The organism is Kitasatospora sp. GAS204B, assembly GCF_029892155.1.
Lineage (GTDB): Bacteria > Actinomycetota > Actinomycetes > Streptomycetales > Streptomycetaceae > Kitasatospora.
Genome location: NZ_JARZAG010000005.1, coordinates 33,581 through 54,839 on the forward strand (window position 1 = coordinate 33,581; position 21,259 = coordinate 54,839).

The 21,259-nt window shown below is 73.9% G+C and carries 1 protein-coding gene; it reads right to left on the reverse strand.

All coding sequences use genetic code 11. The features are described from left to right. Positions 1-6: 6 nt before the first annotated feature. On the reverse strand, positions 7-21,222 hold the full coding sequence (locus P3T41_RS08820; protein ID WP_280689071.1) for a type I polyketide synthase: 21,216 nt from the start codon (positions 21,220-21,222) through the stop codon (positions 7-9). Between the last annotated feature and the right edge of the window lie 37 nt (positions 21,223-21,259).

Consider the following 21,259-nt stretch of genomic DNA (forward strand, 5'->3'; position numbering starts at 1 on the left):
CGGCGATCAGGAGATGCCGAATTCCTTGCCGATGAAGTCGAACAGGTCGTCGTCGGTGGCCTCGTCGAGCTGTTCGGCGACGCCCGCGTCCTCGGCCGGGACCTGCTGGTCGTTCCACCGGGCGAGCAGCGCCTGCAGGCGGTTGGCGACCCGCAGGTGGCCCTCGTCGTCCGCCGCCGTCCCCAGCAGGGAGGCTTCGAGCCGGTCCAGCTCGGCCAGCAGCGGCACCACGGCCTGTGCCGCGTCGGGCACCGCCTCGGCGCGCAGCAGGTCGACCAAGGCCATCGGCGTCGGATAGTCGAAGACCAGGGTGGCCGGCAGCCGCAGACCCGTCACCGCGTTGAGGCGGTTGCGCAGTTCGACGGCGGTCAGCGAATCGAAGCCCAGGTCCTTGAACGCCCGGTCGGCCTCGACGGCCTGCGGCCCGGCGTAGCCGAGCACCGCCGCGACCTCGGCGCAGACCAGCTCCAGCAGCACGCCGTCCAGATCGGCCTCGGCCACGCCCGCGATCCGCTGGGCCAGCGAGGGACCGGTCGCCTCCACGGTGCGCCGGGCGGCGACACCGCGCACCAGGCCGCGCAGCAGCGGCGGCAGCATGCCCGCCTCCGCCTGGGTCCGCAGCCCGGCCAGGTCGAGGTGCACCGGCACCAGGACCGGCTCGCCGGAGCGGGCGGCGGCGTCGAGCAGGGCCAGGCCCTCGGCGGCGGCGAGCGGCAGCACACCACCACGCGCCATCCGCTCGACATCGGCCGAGCCCAACTCACCGGCCATACCGCCGTCTTCGGCCCACAGACCCCAGGCCAGCGAGGTCGCCGGCAGACCGGACGCCTGCCGATGCTGAGCCAGCGCATCCAGGAAGCTGTTCGCCGCCGCGTAGTTACCCTGACCCGGATTACCGAAGACACCGGCAGCGGAGGAGAACAGCACGAACGCCGCGAGATTCTGATCCTTCGTCAACTCATGCAAGTGCCAGGCCGCGTCCACCTTCGGCCGCAACACCGCATCGATCCGCTCCGGGGTCAGCGAGGAGACGATCCCGTCATCCAGCACACCCGCCGAATGCACCACGGCCGTCAACGGATACTCCAGCGAACCGAGCAACTCCGCCAACGCCGCACGGTCGGCGACGTCACAGGCCGCGACCGCCACCTCCGCACCCAACTCCGCGAGTTCGGCCGCCAACTCCTCCACACCACCGGCCGCACGGCCCCGACGCGAGACCAGCAGCAGACGCCGAGCACCGTACTCGCCGACCAGATGACGGGCCACCAGACCACCCAACGACCCGGTCGCACCCGTCAACAGCACCGTGCCCTCAGGATCCAGCACCGGCAACTCGGCCTCGGCCACCACCGGCACCCGAACCAGCCGCGGCGCGAACGCCGCACCAGCCCGCAGCGCCAACTGCGACTCGCCAGAGCCGACGGCGGCAGCGAGGGCGCGCTGCGAGGGCGCCTCCTCATCCAGGTCGACCAGCACGATCCGGCCCGGGTTCTCCGACTGCGCCGAACGCAGCAGACCCAGCACCGCGGCCGACGGCAGGTCGCGGACGTCCTCGCCCGCGGTGGCCGCCACCGCGCCACGCGTCACCAGGACCAGCCGGGAGCCGCCGAACGCCTCCTCGGCCAGCCACTGCTGAACCAGCGCCAGCGCGCGGTGGACCGCCCCGTGGGTGGCCGCCGCGACGTCCGCGGCGGCGGCCGGGAGCACCGGCAGCACCACCGTGTCCGGCAGCAGCTCGCTCAGCGTCGTCAGGTCGTCGAAGCACTCGGCGCCCGCCAACCCGAGGTCGTCGCGGCCGAGCACCGCCACCACACCGAGCGAACCGGCGGCGGGCAGCGCCACGCCCATCCACTCGGAGCGGAACAGCGACTCGTGGCGACCACCGTTGCCTGCCAGTTGCTCGGGCGAGAAGGCCCGCAGCACCAGCGAATCCACCGACGCCACCGGTGCGCCCGACCCGTCCGCCACTTCAAGCGAGACCGAGTCCGCACCGCGCGAGGCGATCCGCACCCGCAACTCCGCCGCACCTGCGGCGAAGAGCGAGACACCCGACCACGCGAACGGCAGCCGGCCCTGGCTCTCCTCGCCGAGCAGTCCGCCCAGGCCGATCGCGTGCAACGTGGCGTCCAGCAGCGCCGGATGCAGACCGAACAGGCCCGCCTCGGCCCGGCTGCCCTCGGGCAACGCCACCTCGGCGAAGATCTCACCGTCGCGCCGCCAGGCCGCCCGCAGGCCCTGGAAGGTCGGGCCGTAGCCGAACCCGGCCATCGCGAACCCGTCGTACAGGCCGTCGACCGGCACCGCCTCCGCACCGGCCGGCGGCCACTGGGTCAGCTCGCCCGGCGCCTGGGCGCCGCCGACCGCCAGTTGGCCCGTCGCGTGCCGGGTCCACGGCTGGTCCGGCTCGGCGTCCTCGGCGCGCGAGTACAGGCTGATGCCGCGCCGACCCGCCTCATCGGGCTCGCCCACCGTCACCTGGACCTGCACCGCGCCCTTGGCCGGCAGCACCAGCGGCGCCTCCAGCGTCAGCTCCTCCACGGTGTCGCAGCCCACCTGGTCCCCGGCCCGCACCGCCAACTCCACGAAGGCGGTACCCGGCAGCAGCACCGTGTCGGCCACCGCGTGGTCGGCCAGCCACGGATGCGTGTCCACCGCGAGCCGGCCCGTGAAGACATGGCTGTCGGCATCCGCGAGCGCCAACGACGCACCCAGCAGCGGGTGATCCGCCGCGCCGAGACCGGCGGAGGCCACATCGCCCACCAGGCCGGAGCGGACCCGCGGCCAGAAGTTCTCCAGCTGGAAGGCGTAGGTCGGCAGGTCGACCCGGCGGGCGCCGGTGCCGGCGAAGACCGCCCGCCAGTCGACCTTGGCACCGCGCACGTGCAACTGGGCGAGCGCGGTGGTGAAGGTCTCCACCTCGGATCGGTCGCGGCGCAGCACCGGCGTGAAAGCGCTTTCCTCGCCGCTCACGCAGTCCTGGCCCATCGCGGTGAGCACCCCGTCCGGGCCCAACTCCAGGAAGCTGCGGACGCCCCCGGCCTCCAGGGTCTGGATCGCGTCGGCGAAGCGCACGGCCTCGCGAACGTGACGCACCCAGTACTCGGGCGAGGTCAGGTCGGCCTGCTGGTCGAGCGTCGAGACGATCGGGATCTGCGGAGCGTTGAAGGTCAACTCGGCTGCGATCGCACGGAATTCGGCCAGCATCGGGTCCATCAGCGGCGAGTGGAACGCGTGGCTGACGGTCAGCCGCTTGGTGCGACGGCCGTCGGCGGCCAGCTTCTCGGCGATCTCCAGCACGGCCTGCTCGTCGCCCGAAATGACGACGGCCGAGGGCCCGTTGACGGCGGCGATACCGGCATCCGCGCGGTCCGCCAGCAGCGGCAGCACCTCGTCCTCGGCCGCCTGGACGGCCACCATCGCGCCACCGGCCGGCAGTTGCTGCATCAGGCGACCGCGCGCGGCGACCAGCCTGGCCGCGTCGGCCAGCGAGAGGACACCCGCGACATGCGCGGCAGCGAGCTCGCCGATCGAGTGGCCCGCGAGGAAGTCCGGGCGGACACCCCAGGATTCGACCAGGCGGAACAGGGCCACCTCGATCGCGAACAGCGCGGGCTGGGTGTAGCCGGTCTGGTCGATCAGCGCGTCGGCGTCCTTGAGCGGCATCGCCAGGTGCTGGTCCAGCTCCGCGCACACGGCGTCGTAGGCCGCCGCGAATGCCGGGAAGGCACTGTACAGCTCCGCGCCCATGCCGGCCCGCTGGCTGCCCTGACCGGTGAACAGGAACGCCGTCCGGCCCGCCGAGCCGGCGCCGCCGACCGCGATCCGCGCCGCCGACTCGCCCCGCGCCAGGGTCGCCAGGCCGCGGCGAAGCTCGTCGCGGTCCTCGCCGAGCACGGTTGCGCGGTGCTCCAGCAGCGTTCGGGTGGTCGCCAGCGAGTAGCCGATGTCCACCGGGTTCAGCTCGGGTTCGGCGTCGAGGCGGGCCAGCAGCCGGGCGGCCTGCCCGCGCAGCGCCGGCGCCGTGCGGCCGGAGAGCAGCAGCGGCACCAGCGGCGGGTGCGCCCCGGCGGCGGGCTGCTCGGTTGCTTCGGTCACCGGCGGCGCCTGCTCAAGGATGATGTGCGCGTTGGTGCCGCTGAACCCGAAGGACGAGACGGCCGCCCGGCGCGGCTCGCCGGTCTGCGGCCAGTCCCGCGCCTCGCTGAGCAGTTCCACCGCGCCGGCCGACCAGTCCACGTGCCGGGACGGCTCGCCGACGTGCAGCGTCTTCGGCAGCACGCCGTTGCGCATCGCCATGACCATCTTCATGATCCCCGCCGCGCCGGCGGCGGCCTGGGTGTGGCCGAGGTTGGACTTGATCGAGCCGAGCCAGAGCGGCTGGTCCTCGGTGTGCTCCCGACCGTAGGTGGCGAGCAGCGCCTGGGCCTCGATCGGGTCGCCCAGCGTGGTGCCGGTGCCGTGCGCCTCGACCGCGTCGACCTGAGCGCCTGTCAGTCCCGCGCTGGAAAGCGCTTGCCGGATCACCCGCTGCTGGGACGGCCCGTTCGGGGCGGTCAGGCCATTGCTGGCACCGTCCTGGTTGACGGCGCTGCCGCGCACGATCGCCAGCACGGGGTGACCAAGGCGGCGGGCGTCGGAGAGCCGCTCCACGAGCAGCATGCCGGCGCCCTCGCCCCAACCGGTGCCGTCCGCGTCGTACGAGAAGGCCTTGCAGCGCCCGTCGGTCGCAAGTCCCCGCTGGCGGCTGAACTCCACGAAGGTGCCCGGCGTCAGCATCACGGTGACGCCACCGGCCAGCGCCAGCGTCGACTCGCCCGACCGCAGCGACTGGACGGCCAGGTGCAGCGCGACCAGCGAGGAGGAGCAGGCCGTGTCGATGGTCACCGCCGGGCCCTCCAGGCCCAGCGTGTAGGAGACCCGGCCGGACGCGACGCTGGCCGAACTGCCGGTCCCGACCTGGCCCTCCAGCGCCTCCACGGACTGCTGGAGGAGCGCGCCGTAGTCGTTGTACATCACACCGACGTAGACGCCGGTCCGGCTGCCCTTGAGCGTGCTCGGGTCGATGCCCGCCCGCTCGAAGGCCTCCCAGGAGGTCTCAAGGAGCAGCCGCTGCTGCGGGTCCATCGACATCGCCTCACGCGGCGAGATCCCGAAGAAGGCCGGGTCGAACAGGCCCGCCTCGTGCAGGAAGCCGCCCTCGCGGGTGTAGGAGGTGCCCTGGTGATCGGGGTCCGGGTGGTAGAGGTGCTCGGTGTCCCAGCCGCGGTTCTCGGGGAAGAACGAGACGGCGTCGCGGCCACCGGCGACCAGGTCCCACAGGCCCTCGGGGCTGGTCACCCCGCCCGGGAAGCGGCAGGCCATGCCCACGATGGCGATCGGCTCGTCATCGACGGCCGTGGTCACCGCGACCGGCAGCCCGTCATCGGGCAGCGCACCGAGGAGTTCGGCGCGCAGCAGGGCAGCCAGCGCGGTCGGGCTCGGGTAGTCGAAGACCAGGGTGGCCGGCAGCCGCAGGCCGGTCGCGCCGTTGAGGCGGTTGCGCAACTCGACGGCGGTCAGCGAATCGAAGCCCAGGTCCTTGAAGGCCCGGTCGGCCTCGACGGCCTGCGGCCCGGCGTAACCGAGAACGGCCGCCACCTCGGCGCAGACCAGTTCCAGCAGGACGGCCTCGCGGTCGGCCTCGGCCACACCCGCGAGTCGCTGGGTGAGCAGGGAGGCGGCGACACTGCCGGCGCTCTCGACGGCGCGGCGCATCGGCGCCCGGACCAGGCCGCGCAGCAGCGGCGGCAGCATGCCCGCCTCCGCCTGAGCTCGCAGGCCGGTCAAGTCGAGGTTGATCGGCACCAGTAGCGGCTCGCCGGAGCGGGCGGCGGCGTCAAGCAGGGCCAGGCCCTCGGCGGCGACGAGCGGCAGCACGCCACCGCGCGCCATCCGCTCCACGTCAGCCGAGCCCAACTCACCGGCCATACCACCATCTTCGGCCCACAGACCCCAGGCCAGCGAGGTCGCCGGCAGACCGGACGCCTGCCGATGCTGAGCCAGCGCGTCCAGGAAGCTGTTCGCCGCCGCGTAGTTACCCTGACCCGGATTACCGAACACACCGGCAGCGGAGGAGAACAGCACGAAAGCAGCGAGACTCTGATCCTTCGTCAACTCGTGCAGATGCCACGCCGCATCCACCTTCGGCCGCAACACCGCATCGATCCGCTCCGGGGTCAGCGAGGAGACGATCCCGTCATCCAGCACACCCGCCGAATGCACCACGGCCGTCAACGGATACTCCAGCGAACCGAGCAACTCCGCCAACGCGACGCGGTCGGCGACGTCACAGGCCGCGACCGCCACCTCCGCACCCAACTCGGCGAGTTCGGCCGCCAACTCGTCCACGCCACCGGCCGCACGGCCCCGACGCGAGACCAGCAGCAGACGCCGAGCACCGTACTCGCCGACCAGATGCCGGGCCACCAAACCACCCAACGACCCGGTCGCACCCGTCAACAGCACCGTGCCCTCAGGGTCCAGCGCGGGCAGCTCGGCCTCGGCCACCACCGGCACCCGAACCAGCCGCGGCGCGAACGCCGCACCAGCCCGCAGCGCCAACTGCGCCTCGCCAGAGCAGATCGCCGCCGCCAGCACGGCCGCCGAAGCCTCGTCCTCGTCCAGGTCGACCAGCACGATCCGGCCCGGGTTCTCCGACTGCGCCGAACGCAGCAGGCCCACCACGGCGGCCGAGGCCAGGTCCTCGACATCCTCACCGGCATCGGCCGCGACCGCGCCACGGGTCACCACCACGAGCCGGGAGTCGGCGAACGCGTCCTGCGCCAGCCACTCCTGGACGTTCGCCAGCACCCGGTGCACAGCCTGATGGGTGGCCGCAGCGACATCGGCCAGGTCAGCCGGCAGCACCGGCAGCACGATCGTGTCGGGCGCCGCGTCGACCAGCGCGCTCAACTCCGCGAAGCACGCGGCATCCGCGAACCCGAGGCTGTCACCGCCGCGCACCGCCACCGCGCCGAGCGACGCCGCCGACGGCAGCGCCACGCTCGTCCACTCCGGGCGGAACAGCGACTCGTGCCGGCCGGCCCCGCTGCCCGCCAACTGCTCGGGCGAGAAGGCCCGCAGCACCAGCGAATCCACCGAGGCCACCGGCGCGCCCGACCCGTCCGCCACCTCCAGCGAGACCGAGTCCGCACCGCGCGAGGCGATCCGCACCCGCAACTCCGACGCACCGGCAGCGAAGAGCGAGACACCCGACCACGCGAACGGCAGCCGACCCTGACCGGTGTCCGCCACCAGGCCGCCCAGCCCGATCGCGTGCAACGTCGCGTCCAGCAGCGCCGGATGCAGACCGAAGTGACCCGCCTCCGCCCGGTGCTCCTCCGGCAGCGCCACCTCGGCGAACAGCGCGCCGTCCCGCCGCCAGGCCGCCCGCAGCCCCTGGAACGCCGGACCGTAACCGAACCCGGCCGCCGCGAAGTCCGGGTACACCGACTCGACCGACACCGCCTCGGCACCCGTCGGTGGCCACTGCGCGAACTCGAACGAGGCCGCCTGCTCGGCCACCGCCAGCACGCCCGCCGCGTGCCGCGTCCACGGCTCGTCGAACGGCGCGTCCTCGGCGCGCGAGTACAGGCTGACGCTCCGCCGGCCCGACTCGTCAGGCGTGCCGACCCAGAGCTGGACCTGCACACCGCCCTTGGCCGGCAGCACCAGCGGCGCCTCCAGCGTCAGCTCCTCCAGCAGCCCGCAACCCACCTGGTCACCGGCCCGGATCGCCAGCTCCACGAACGCCGTGCCCGGCAGCAGCACGCTGCCCGCCACCGCGTGGTCGGCCAGCCAGGGCTGCGCCTCGACCGCGAGCCGCCCGGTGAACAGGTGCCCGTCGGCGTCCGCGAGCGCGAGCGAAGCACCCAGCAGCGGGTGATCCGCCGACCCGAGACCGGCGGACGCGACGTCACCGACCCAGCCGGTCACCGGCCGGGGCCAGAAGCGCTCGTGCTGGAAAGCGTAGGTCGGCAGCTCGATCCGGCGGGCGCCGGTGCCGGCGAAGACCGCCGGCCAGTCGACCTTGGCGCCGCGCACGTGCAGCTGGGCGAGCGCGGTGGTGAACGTCTGCGCCTCGGCGCGGTCACGGCGCAGCACCGGGGTGAAAGCGCTTTCCTCGGCCGTCACGCACTCCTGCGCGAGGGCCGACAACGTGCCGTCCGGGCCCAACTCCAGGAAGGTGCGCACGCCCTCGCGCTCCAGGGTCACGACCGCGTCGGCGAAGCGGACAGCCTCGCGAACGTGACGCACCCAGTACTCGGGCGAGGTCAGGTCGGCCTGCTGGTCGAGCGTCGAGACGATCGGGATCTGCGGAGCATTGAAGGTCAACTCGGCCGCGATCGCACGGAATTCGGCGAGCATGCCGTCCATCAGCGGCGAGTGGAACGCGTGGCTGACGGTCAGCCGCTTGGTGCGGCGGCCGTCGGCGGCGAGCTGCTCGGCGACTTCAAGGACGGCCTGCTCGGCGCCCGAAATCACCACGGATGTGGGCCCGTTGACGGCGGCGATACCGGCATCCGCACGGTCCGCGAGCAGCGGCAGCACGTCTTCCTCGGCGGCCTGGACGGCCACCATCGCGCCACCGGAGGGCAGTTGCTGCATCAGGCGGCCGCGCGCGGCGACCAGCTTGGCCGCATCGCTCAGTGACAGCACGCCCGCGACGTGCGCGGCGGCCAGCTCACCGATCGAGTGCCCGGCCAGGAAGTCGGGCCGCACACCCCACGACTCCACCAGCCGGAACAGCGCCACCTCGAGCGCGAAGAGCGCCGGCTGCGTGTACCCGGTCTGGTCGATCAACGCGTCGGCGTCCTTCAGCGGCGTCTCCAGCCACCGGTCCAACTCCGCACAGACCGCGTCATACGCCTCGGCGAACACCGGGAAAGCGCTGTACAGCTCGCCACCCATCCCAGCCCGCTGGCTGCCCTGGCCGGTGAACAGGAACGCCGTCCGACCCGCGGATCCCGCGCGCCCGACCACCGCTCGCGCCGACTCACCGCGCGCCAGCGCCGCCAGCGCGCCGCACAGCTCCTCGCGGTCGCCACCGATCACCGCCGCCCGGTACTCGAAGGCGGTCCGGCTGGTCGCCAGCGAGTAGGCGACGTCCGCCACCCGCGCCGCCGGCTCCTCGTCCAGCCGGCCGAGCAGCCGGGTGGCCTGCCCGCGCAGCGCCTCAGCCGTGCGTGCCGACAGCACCCACGGGACCGACGGCAGCACTGCACCGGGCACGGTCGCCTCGGGCTCCGCCGCCGTCTCGACCGCAGGGGCCTGCTCCAGCAGGATGTGGGCGTTGGTGCCGCTGATGCCGAAGGAGGAGACGGCCGACCGGCGCGGCTCGCCGGTCTGCGGCCAGTCCCGCGCCTCGCTCAGCAGCTCCACCGCACCCGCCGACCAGTCCACATGGCTTGACGGCTCGGAGACGTGCAGCGTCTTCGGCAGCACGCCGTGCCGCATCGCCATGACCATCTTGATCACACCGGCGGCGCCGGCGGCGGCCTGCGTGTGGCCCAGGTTGGACTTCACCGAGCCGAGCCAGAGCGGCTGGTCCTCGGTGTGCTCCCGACCGTAGGTGGCGAGCAGTGCCTGGGCCTCGATCGGGTCGCCGAGCCTGGTGCCGGTGCCGTGCGCCTCCACCGCGTCGACCTGACTGGCCGTCAGTCCCGCGTTGGAGAGCGCTTGCCGGATCACCCGCTGCTGGGACGGCCCGTTCGGGGCGGTCAGGCCATTGCTGGCACCGTCCTGGTTGACGGCGCTGCCGCGCACGATGGCCAGGACCTGGTGCCCGTTGCGCCGAGCGTCGGAGAGCCGCTCGACCAGCAGCAGGCCGACGCCCTCGCCCCAGCCCGTGCCGTCCGCGTCCTCCGAGAACGCCTTGCAGCGCCCGTCCACCGACAGCCCGCGCTGGCGGCTGAACTCCACGAAGGTGCCCGGCGTCAGCATCACGGTGACACCACCGGCCAGCGCCAGCGTCGACTCGCCCGACCGCAGCGACTGGCAGGCCAGGTGCAGCGCGACCAGCGAGGAGGAGCACGCGGTGTCGATGGTCACCGCCGGGCCCTCCAGGCCCAGCGTGTAGGAGACCCGGCCCGAGGCGACACTGCCGGTCGAGCCGGTGCCGACCTGGCCCTCCAGGCCCTCGATCGACTGCTGGAGCACGACGCCGTAGTCGTTGTACATCACACCGACGTAGACGCCGGTCCGGCTGCCCTTGAGCGTGCTCGGGTCGATGCCGGCCCGCTCGAATGCCTCCCAGGAGGTCTCCAGCAGCAGCCGCTGCTGCGGGTCGATCGACATCGCCTCGCGCGGCGAGATCCCGAAGAACGCCGGGTCGAACGCCCCCGCGCCGTGCAGGAATCCGCCCTCGCGGGCGTAGGTGGTGCCCTGGTGGTCCGGGTCCGGGTGGTAGAGGCTCTCGGTGTCCCAGCCCCGGTCCTCGGGGAAGAACGAGACGGCGTCACGTCCACCGGCGACCAGATCCCACAGGCCCTCGGGCGTGGTGACCCCGCCGGGGAAGCGGCAAGCCATGCCCACGATGGCGATCGGCTCGTCATCGACAGCCGTGGTCACCGCGACCGGCAACCCGTCACCGGGCAGCGCGCCCAGCAGCTCGGTACCCAGCATGGCGGCCAGCGCGGTCGGGCTCGGGTAGTCGAAGACCAGGGTGGCCGGCAGCCGCAGGCCGGTCGCGCCGTTGAGGCGGTTGCGCAGTTCGACGGCGGTCAGCGAGTCGAAGCCGAGCTCCTTGAAGGCCCGGGCGGCGTCGACCGTCGCGTGGCTCGGGTAGCCGAGCACCGCCGCGACCTCGGCGCAGACCAGATCCAGCAGGACGGTCTCACGCTCGGCGACGGGCAGCGCCACCAGCCGCTGGGCCAGCGCCGACCCGGCGGCGCCGGTGGCGCCGCCCGAGGTCTGGGCCAGGCGCCGCACCGGCACCCGCACCAGGCCGCGCAGCAGCGGGGGCAGCAGGCCGACGCCGGCCTGGGCCCGCAGGCTCGCGAGGTCGAGCTGGACCGGGACGAGCACGGGATCGGGCGACTGGACGGCCACGTCGAAGAGCAGCAGCCCGTCCTCGGCGGTCAAGGCGGTGACACCGCCGCGCGCCATCCGCTCCACGTCGGAGCGGACCAGGGCGGCAGCCATCCCGCCGTCCTCGGCCCACAGGCCCCAGGCGAGCGAGGTGGCCGGCAGGCCGGCGGCCTGGCGGTGCTCGGCGAGCGCGTCCAGGAAGCTGTTCGCCGCCGCGTAGTTGCCCTGACCGGCCGCACCGAACACACCGGCGGCGGAGGAGAAGAGCACGAAGGCGGCGAGATTCTGATCCTTCGTCAACTCGTGCAGATACCAGGCCGCATCCACCTTCGGGCGCAGCACCGCATCGATGCGCTCCGGGGTGAGAGACGAGATCACACCGTCGTCCAGCACACCGGCGGTGTGCACCACGGCGGTCAGCGGGTACTCAAGTCCGGTGCCGAGCAGGGCGGCCAGCGCCTCGCGGTCGGCCACGTCGCAGGCGGCGAAGCGGACCGAGGCGCCCAGCTCGATCAGCTCGGCGGCCAACTCCGCTGCACCCTCGGCTGCTTCACCGCGACGCGAGACCAGCAGCAGGTGGCGCGCGCCGTACTCGGTGACCAGGTGCCGGGCGAAGAGACCACCCAGCGTGCCGGTGGCACCGGTCAGCAGCACCGTGCCCTCGGGGTCCAGCGCCGGCGCCGTCGCCTCGGCAGCCGCCACGACCCGCGCCAGGCGCGGGGCGAAAGCCGCACCCGCGCGCAGCGCCAGCTGCGGCTCGCCCGACTCGACAGCGGCGGGCAGGGCGAGCAGCGAAGCAGCGTCCTCGTCCAGGTCGACCAGGGTGATCCGGCCCGGGTTCTCCGACTGCGCCGAGCGCAGCAGGCCCAGGGCAGCGGCCGAGGCCAGGTCGTGCACGTCCGCACCGGGTGCGGCGGCCACCGCGCCACGGGTCACCACGACCAGCCGAGAGTCGGCGAACGCCTCCTCGGCCAGCCACTGCTGAACCAGCGCCAGCGCGCGATGGACGGCCTCATGGGTGGCGGCGACCACGTCCGGACCGGCAAGCGGTAGCACCGGAAGCACGATCGTGTCGGGCGCCGCCTCGACCAGCGCACCCAACTCGTCGACGCACACGGCCTCCGCGAACCCGAAGCCGTCGTCACCGAGCACCGCCACCACGCCGAGCGGACCGGCCGAGGGCAACGCCACCTCGGACCACTCGGCGCGGAACAGCGACTCGTGCCGACCGGCCCCGCTGCCCGCCAACTGCTCGACCGAGAACGGCCGCAGCACCAGCGAGTCCACCAGGGCCACCGGCGCACCCGTGCCGTCGGCCACCGCCAGCGAGACCGCGTCCGCACCGGCCGCCGACAGGCGCACCCGCAACTCGGCCGCACCGGCAGCGAAGAGCGAGACACCCGACCAGGCGAACGGCAGCCGGCCCTGACCGGTGTCCGCCACCAGCCCGCCCAGGCCGATCGCGTGCAGCGCGGCGTCCAGCAGCGCCGGGTGCAGCCCGAACCCGGCGGCGGCCTCGACGGCCTCCTCCGGCAGCGCCACCTCGGCGAACAGCTCGCCGCCGCGTCGCCAGGCCGCCCGCAGTCCCTGGAAGACCGGGCCGTAGCCGAACGCGGCTGCCTCGAAGGCCGGGTAGACCGACTCGACGGACACCGCCTCGGCACCGGTCGGCGGCCACTGGGTCAGCTCGAACGACGCCGCCCGCTCACCCACGGCCAGCAGACCGGTCGCGTGCCGGGTCCACAGCTCGCCCGGGTCGGCGTCTTCCAACCGGGAGTAGACGGAGAGTTGACGCCGGCCCGCCTCGTCGGGGCCGCCCACCGCGACCTGGACCTGGACGCCACCGCGCTCGGGGAGCACCAGCGGCGCCTCCAGCGTCAGCTCCTCCACCAGGTCACAGCCGAGCTGGTCGCCGGCCCGGATCGCCAGCTCGACGAAGGCCGTGCCCGGCAGCAGGACGACCTCGCCGACGGCGTGGTCGGCGAGCCACGGGTGGGTGTCGACCGCGAGCCGGCCGGTGAAGAGCAGCCCGTCGGCGTCGGCCAGGCCGACGAAGGCGCCCAGCAGCGGGTGGTCCGCCAGGTCGAGGCCGAGCAGCGCGACCGCCGCCTCGCCCACCAGGACCGGCGGGGCCTCCAGCCAGTAACGCTCGTACTGGAACGCGTAGGTGGGCAGCTCGACCTGCTGGGCGCCGAGTCCGGCGAAGACGGCCGGCCAGTCGAGCTTGACGCCGCGCACGTGCAGCCGGGCCAGGCCGGTGGTGAAGGTCTCCGCCTCGGCGCGGTCGCGGCGCAGTACCGGGGTGAAGGCGCTTTCCTCGGTGGTCACACACTCCTGCGCGAGAGCGGACAGCGTGCCGTCCGGGCCCAACTCCAGGAAGGTGCGGACGCCCTCGCGCTCCAGGGTCACGATCGCGTCGGCGAAGCGCACGGCCTCGCGGACGTGGCGCACCCAGTACTCGGGGGACGTCAGGTCAGCGGACTGGTCGAGTGTCGAGACGATCGGGATCCGGGGCTCGTGGAAGGTCAACTCCGAGGCGATGGACCGGAACTCGGCGAGCAGCGGGTCCATCAACGGCGAGTGGAACGCGTGGCTGACCGTGAGCCGCTTCGTCTTGCGGCCCTCGGCGGCCAGCTGCTCCGCAACCTCCAGCACGGCCTGCTCGGCGCCCGAAATCACCACGGACGTGGGCCCGTTGACGGCAGCGATACCGACATCCACGCGGCCCGCCAGCAGCGGCAGCACCTCGTCCTCAGCAGCCTGCACGGCCACCATCGCGCCACCGGCCGGCAGCTCCTGCATCAGACGCCCGCGCGCGACGACCAACTTGGCCGCATCCGCCAGCGAGAACACACCCGCCACATGCGCGGCCGCCAACTCACCGATCGAGTGGCCCGCGAGGAAGTCAGGCCGCACACCCCACGACTCCACCAGCCGGAACAACGCCACCTCGAGCGCGAACAGCGCCGGCTGCGTGTACCCGGTCTGGTCGATCAGCGCGTCGGCGTCCTTGAGCGGCGTCTCCAGGTGCTGGTCCAGCTCCGCACACACGGCGTCATACGCAGCCGCGAACACCGGGAAAGCGCTGTACAGCTCCGCGCCCATCCCGGCTCGCTGGCTGCCCTGACCGGTGAACAGAAACGCCGTCCGACCCGCCGACCCGGCCGTCCCCAGCACCGCGCGCGAGGCCGGCTCGCCTGCCGCGAGGGCGGCCAACTCCGCTTCGAGCGGCTCGCGTTCGGCGACCGGCAGGACTGCGCGGTGCTCGAAGGCGGTGCGCGTGGTGGCCAGCGAGAAGGCGATGTCGAGCAGTGTGGACGAAGGCCGCTCCCGCAGGTGCTCGCGCAGTCGCTCGGCCTGCGCCCGCAGCGCCTCGGGGCTCTTCGCGGACAGCAGCACGGGCAGCACCCGCGACGGCTGCACCGACGGCTGCGCCACCGCCTTGGGGTCAGTCCCGCGCAGTGCCGGCGGCTCCTCGATGATGGCGTGCGCGTTGGTGCCGCTGATGCCGAACGACGAGACGCCGGCCCGGCGCGGCCGATCGGCCTTCGGCCACTCCCGCGCCTCGGTGAGCAGCTCCACGGCGCCCGCCGCCCAGTCCACGTGCGTGGACGGCTCGCCGACGTGCAGCGTCTGCGGCAGCGTGTCGTGCCGCATCGCCATGATGACCTTGATGATGCCGGCGACCCCGGCCGCCGCCTGGGTGTGGCCCAGGTTGGACTTCACCGAGCCGAGCCAGAGCGGCTGGTCCTCGGTGTGCTCCTGGCCGTAGGTGGCGAGCAGCGCCTGCGCCTCGATCGGGTCGCCCAGCGTGGTGCCGGTGCCGTGCGCCTCGACCAGGTCGATCTGATCCCCGGTCAGTCCCGCACTGGAGAGCGCTTGCCGGATCACCCGTTGCTGCGACGGCCCGTTGGGGGCGGTCAGACCGTTCGAAGCGCCGTCCTGGTTGATCGCCGAGCCGCGCACGATGGCCAGCACCGGGTGCCCGAGGCGCTGCGCGTCGGAGAGCCGCTCCACCAGCAGCATGCCCGCGCCCTCGGCCCAGCCGGTGCCGTCCGCGTCGTCCGAGAACGACTTGCAGCGCCCGTCGCGGGCCAGGCCGCGCTGGCGGCTGAAGTCGACGAAGGTGTCGGGCTTGGCCATCACGGTCGCGCCGCCGGCCAGCGCCATGGTGCACTCGCCGGTGCGCAGCGCCTGGATCGCCCAGTGCAGCGCGACCAGCGAGGAGGAGCAGGCCGTGTCGACGGTGACCGCCGGACCCTCCAGGCCCAGCACGTAGGAGACCCGGCCCGAGGCGATGCTGCCCGAGTTCCCGGTGCCGAGATACCCCTCGACGCCCGGCGGAATGGCGGGCAGCCGCGTGATGTAGTCGTGGTACATGATGCCGGCGAACACCCCGGTCCGGCTGCCCCGCACCGTCTCCAGGTCGATGCCGGCGCGCTCGAAGGCCTCCCAGGAGGTCTCCAGCAGCAGCCGCTGCTGCGGGTCCATCGCCAGCGCCTCGCGCGGCGAGATGCCGAAGAACGCCGGGTCGAACTCGCTGGCGTTGTGCAGGAAGCCGCCCTCGCTGGTGTACGAGGTGCCGGGGTGGTCGGGGTCCGGGTGGTAGAGGTTCTCGACGTCCCAGCCGCGGTCGGTGGGGAAGGGCGAGATGCCGTCGACCCCGGCCGCGATCATCCGCCACAGGTCCTCGGGCGAGCGCACGCCGCCCGGGTAGCGGCAGGCCATGCCGACGATGGCGATCGGGTCGTCGGACGCTGCCACCAGGGTGGGCGCCGTCTCGGTGGCGGCCTCGCTCAGGCCCAGCGCCTCGGTGTGCAGGTAGCCGGCCAGCGCGACGGGCGTCGGGTAGTCGAAGACGACGGTTGCCGGCAGCCGGACACCGGCCGCCGCGTTCAGGCGGTTGCGCAGTTCGACCGAGGTCAGCGAGTCGAAGCCGATCTCGCGGAAGGCCTTGGCCGGATCGACGGTGTGGGCGCCCGCGTGGCCCAGTACCAGGGCGACCTGGGTGCGGACCAGTTCGACCAGGGCGCGCTGCTGCTCATCCTCGGTGAGGGCGAGCAGGCGCTGCACCAGCGAGGCGTCCCCGGTCGCACCGGCGGCGGCCGCCCGGCGCACGGGGGTGCGGACCAGGCCGGTGAGGACGGCGGCCAGCCGGCCGGTCCTGGCCTGCTGGCGCAGTCCGGCCTGGTCGAGCCGGATCGGCACCAACGTGGCGGCCGGCTGCGCGATGGCCGCGTCGAACAGGGCCAGGCCCAGCTCGGCGGTGAGCGGGGCGACGCCGCCCCGGGTCATCCGCTCGATGTCGGCCTCGTCCAGGGTGCCGGCCATGCCGCCGGCCCACAGGCCCCAGGCGAGCGAGGTGGCCGCGAGGCCGGTCGCTCGACGGTGCTCGGCCAGCGCGTCCAGGTAGGCGTTGGCGGCGGCGTAGTTGCCCTGGCCCGCGGCGCCGAGGACGCCGGACGCGGAGGAGAAGAGTACGAAGGCGGCCAGGTTCTGATCCTGCGTCAGCTCGTGCAGATGCCAGGCCGCGTCCACCTTCGGCCGCAACACCGCATCGGTCCGCGACGGGGTGAGCGAGGTGACGATGCCGTCGTCCAGCACACCGGCCGTGTGCACCACGGCAGTCAGCGGGTGCTCCAACGACCGGAGCAACTCGGCCAGCGCCTCGCGGTCGGCCACGTCGCAGGCGGCGAACCGGACGGAGGCGCCCAGCTCGATCAGCTCGGCGGCCAACTCGCTTGCGCCATCGGCCGTTTCACCGCGACGCGAGACCAGCAGCAGGTGCCGCGCACCGTACGCGGTGACCAGGTGCCGGGCGAAGAGACCACCCAGCGTGCCGGTGGCGCCGGTGATCAGGACGGTGCCCTCGGGGTCCAGCTCGACCGGCGCCGCCTCGGCGGCGGCGGGCACCCTGGCCAGTCGCGGTGCGAGGGCCGCACCCGCGCGCAGCGCCAGCTGCGGCTCGCCCGAATCCGCGGCAGCGTCGACGGCGGCGGCGAGCGCGCGCAGCGAAGCCGGGTCCTCGTCCAGGTCGAGCAGCGTGATCCGGCCCGGGTTCTCCGACTGGGCGGAGCGCACCAGGCCGAGGACAGCGGCCGCGGCCAGGTCGCGGACCTCCTCGCCGGCGCCCGCGGCCACCGCGCCACGCGTCACCACGACCAGCCGGGAGGCGGCGAACGCGTCCTCGGCCAGCCACTGCTGGAGCTGCGCCAGCGCCTCGTGGACGGCGGTGCGCACCGCGCTCGCCGAGCGCTCGGCGCCATCGCTGGTGCCGCCGCCGGTGCCGAGCGGCAGGCAGAGGGTGGCGGGCGCGTGCTCGTCGGTGTCCAGGCGCGCCGCCAGGGCGGCCAGGCTCGGCGGGGTGTCGACGCCGTGGCCGGCGGTCAGCAGGCCGGCGGCCAGGCCGAGCCGGTCGGCGCCGATGACGGTGTGCCGCTCGGCGGGCGCGTCGGTGCGCTCGGGCAGCGCGAGGGGGGTCCAGCTCAGGCCGAACAGCGCGTCGGCGAGGGCGGCCGCGCGGCGGTCGGCCTCCTGGAGGTGCTCCGGGACCAGCGGCCGCAGGATCAGGCTCTCCACGGTGGAGACCAGCGCGCCGGCCGGGTCCACGGCGGTCAGCGAGACCGCGTCCGGGCCCGCCGGGACGATCCGCACCCGCAGCGTGGCGGCGCCGACGGCGTGCAGCGCGACGCCGGTCCAGGAGAACGGCAGCCGGCCCTGGGCGGGCCCGGCCGCGTCGGCGCCGCTGAGGGCGACCGCGTGCAGGGCGGCGTCGAGCAGCGCGGGGTGCAGGCCGAAGCCGGCCGCGTCCGCGACGGCGCCCGCCGGCAGGGCGACCTCGGCGAAGACCTCCTCGCCGCGCACCCAGGCCGCGCCCAGGCCCTGGAAGGTCGGGCCGTAGCCGAAGTCGGCCTCGGCCAGCGCCTGGTAGAAACCGTCGAGCTCGACCGGGCGGGCCTCGGCGGGCGGCCAGACGGCCGGGTCGAAGCCGGCTTCGGGAGCCGCGCCGCCGGCGCCGAGCAGGCCTTCGGCGTGGCGGGTCCACGGCTCGTCGTCCTCGGCGTCCTCCGGGCGGGAGTAGACGGTCAGCGGGCGCAGGCCTGCCGGATCGGCCTGGCCGACCCACAACTGCACCTGGATGCCGCCCTGTTGGGGCAGCACCAGCGGTGCCTGGAGGGTCAGCTCCTCCAGCCGGTCGCAGCCGACGTAGTCGCCGGCCCGGATCGCCAGCTCGACGAAGGCGGTGCCGGGCAGCAGCACGGTGCCGGCCACCGCGTGGTCGGCCAGCCAGGGGTGGGTGGCGCAGGACAGCCGCCCGGAGAAGAAGAAGCCGTCGCTGTCGGCGAGCGCCACCGCCGCGCCGAGCAGCGGGTGCTCGGCCGAGCCGAGGCCGATCGCGCGCGCGTCGGCCGGCAGCGGGGCCGACCGGTCGATCCAGTACTCCTCGTGCTGGAAGGCGTAGGTGGGCAACGAGACGCACTGGGCGCCGCGGCCCGCGAAGACCGCCGGCCAGTCGAGCTTGACGCCGCGCACGTGCAGCCGGGCAAGGCCGGCGGTGAACGCCTGGGCCTCGGGACGGTCGCGGCGCAGCACGGGGGCGAGGACGGCGTCCTTGGTGACGCACTCCTGGGCCAGCGCGGTCAGGGTGCCGTCGGGGCCCAGCTCCAGGAAGGTGCGGGCGCCCTCCTGCTCCAGGCTCCGCACCGCGTCCTGGAAGCGGACGGCCTCGCGGACGTGGCGCACCCAGTAGTCCGGCGAGCCCAACTCCTCGGCGGTGGCGAGCCGGCCGGTGAGGGTGGAGACGATCGGGATGCGCGGCGCGGCGTAGCTCAGCCGCTCGGCGACGGCCCGGAAGGTGTCCAGCATGCCGCTCATCAGCGGCGAGTGGAAGGCGTGGCTCACCGTCAGGCGCCTGGTCTTGTGCCCCTGGGCGGCCAGTTGCTCGGCGATCTCCTGGACGGCCTGCTCGGCACCCGAAATGACCACGGACGAAGGCCCGTTGACGGCGGCGATGGCGACGTCCGAGCGGCCTGCGAGCAGCGGCAGCACCTCGTCCTCGGCGGCCTGCACAGCCACCATCGCCCCACCGGCGGGCAGTTGCTGCATCAGCCGGCCGCGCGCCGCGACCAGTGCGGCGGCGTGGCCGAGCGAGAGCACCCCGGCGACGTGCGCGGCGGCCAGCTCACCGATCGAGTGCCCGGCGAGGAAGTCGGGCCGCACACCCCAGGATTCGACCAGGCGGAACAGCGCCACCTCGATCGCGAAGAGCGCGGGCTGGGTGTAGGCGGTCTGGTGGATCAGCTCGGCGTCGGCGACCGCCTCCTTGAGCGGCCGGTCCAGGTAGCGGTCCAGCTCGGCGCAGACCGCGTCGTAGGCCTCGGCGAACACCGGGAAGGCGTCCGACAGTTCGGCGCCCATCCCGGCTCGCTGGCTGCCCTGTCCGGCGAACAGGAAGGCCACCCGGCCGACCGGGCCCGTGCTGCCCTGCTGCGTGCCGGCGGCCGGCTCGCTGCCCGCCAGCGCCGCCAGTGCCCGGCGCAGTTCGGCCCGCTCCCCGCCGACCACGACGGCCCGGTGCTCGAAGGCGGCCCGGGAGGTGGCCAGCGAGAAGGCCAGGTCGACCGGGTTCAGCTCGGGTTCGGCGTCCAGCCGCTCCAGCAGCCGCTCGGCCTGCTCGGCCAGCGCCCGCTCGGTGCGGCCCGACAGCGCCCACGGCACCACCGGCGTGCGCACGGTCACCGCGGGCTGCTCGGCGGCCGCCTCGGGCTCCGGCGCCTGCTCGATGATGGCGTGCGCGTTGGTGCCGCTGAAGCCGAAGGAGGAGACGCCGGCCCGGCGCGGCTCGTCACCCTGCGGCCAGTCCTGCGCCGCGGCGAGCAGCCGCACGGCGCCCGCCGTCCAGTCGACCACCGGCGAGGGCTGCTCGGCGTAGAGGGTGCGCGGCAGCACGCCGTGGCGCATCGCCTCGACCATCTTGATCACGCCGGCCACGCCGGCGGCGGCCTGGGTGTGGTTGATGTTGGACTTGATCGAGCCGAGCCACAGCGGGCGGTCCTCGGGCCGGTCCTGGCCGTAGGTGGCGAGCAGCGCCTGGGCCTCGATCGGGTCACCGAGCGAGGTGCCGGTGCCGTGCGCCTCGACCGCGTCGACCTGCTGGGCCGTCAGCCGGGCGTCCTCCAGGGCCTGGCGGATCACCCGTTGCTGCGAGGGGCCGCTGGGGGCGGTCAGGCCGTTGCTGGCACCGTCCTGGTTGACCGCGGTGCCGCGCACGATGGCCAGCACCGGATGGCCGTTGCGCCGCGCGTCGGCGAGCCGCTCGACGAGCAGCATGCCGACGCCCTCGCCCCAGCCGGTGCCGTCGGCGCCGGCCGAGAACGCCTTGCAGCGGCCGTCGGCGGCCAGGCCCCGCTGGCGGCTGAAGTCGATGAACGCGTCGGGCGTGGACATCACGGTGACGCCACCGGCCAGCGCCAGCGTCGACTCCCCGCGGCGCAGCGACTGCACGGCCAGGTGCAGGGCAACCAGCGAGGAGGAGCAGGCGGTGTCGATGGTCAGCGCCGGGCCCTCCAGGCCCAGCGCGTAGGCGACCCGGCCCGAGGCGATGCTGGCCGAGCTGCCGGTGCCCAGAAACGCCTCGACGCCCTCCGGCACGGCGTGCAGGCGGGCGGCGTAGTTGTGGTAGATGACGCCGGCGAAGACGCCGGTCCGGCTGCCGCGCAGGGTGCCCGGGTCGATGCCGGCCCGCTCGAAGGCCTCCCATGAGGTCTCGAGCAGCAGCCGCTGCTGCGGGTCCATCGCCATCGCCTCGCGCGGCGAGATGCCGAAGAACTCCGGGTCGAACTCGGTGGCCCGGTGCAGGAAGCCGCCCTCGTTGATGTACGAGGTGCCCGGGTGCTCGGGGTCCGGGTGGTAGATGGTCTCGACGTCCCAGCCGCGGTTGACGGGGAACGCGTCGACGGCGTCACGGCCCTCGCTGACCAGCTGCCACAGCTCCTCGGGGGAGCCGACGTCGCCGGGGAAGCGGCAGGCCATGCCGATGATCGCGATCGGCTCGTGGTCGGCGCTCTCCACCTCCTGGAGGCGCTGGCGGGTCTGCGCCAGATCGGCGGTCACCCACTTGAGGTAGTCACGCAGCGTCTCTTCATTCGCCATCTAATTGCCCACCTCTTCAACGCATCCAGTCGGCTCA

Coding starts and splice junctions, on each gene's coding strand:
- P3T41_RS08820 (WP_280689071.1), bottom strand. CDS start 21,222: ATGGCGAATGAAGAGACGCTGCGTGACTACCTCAAGTGGGTGACCGCC.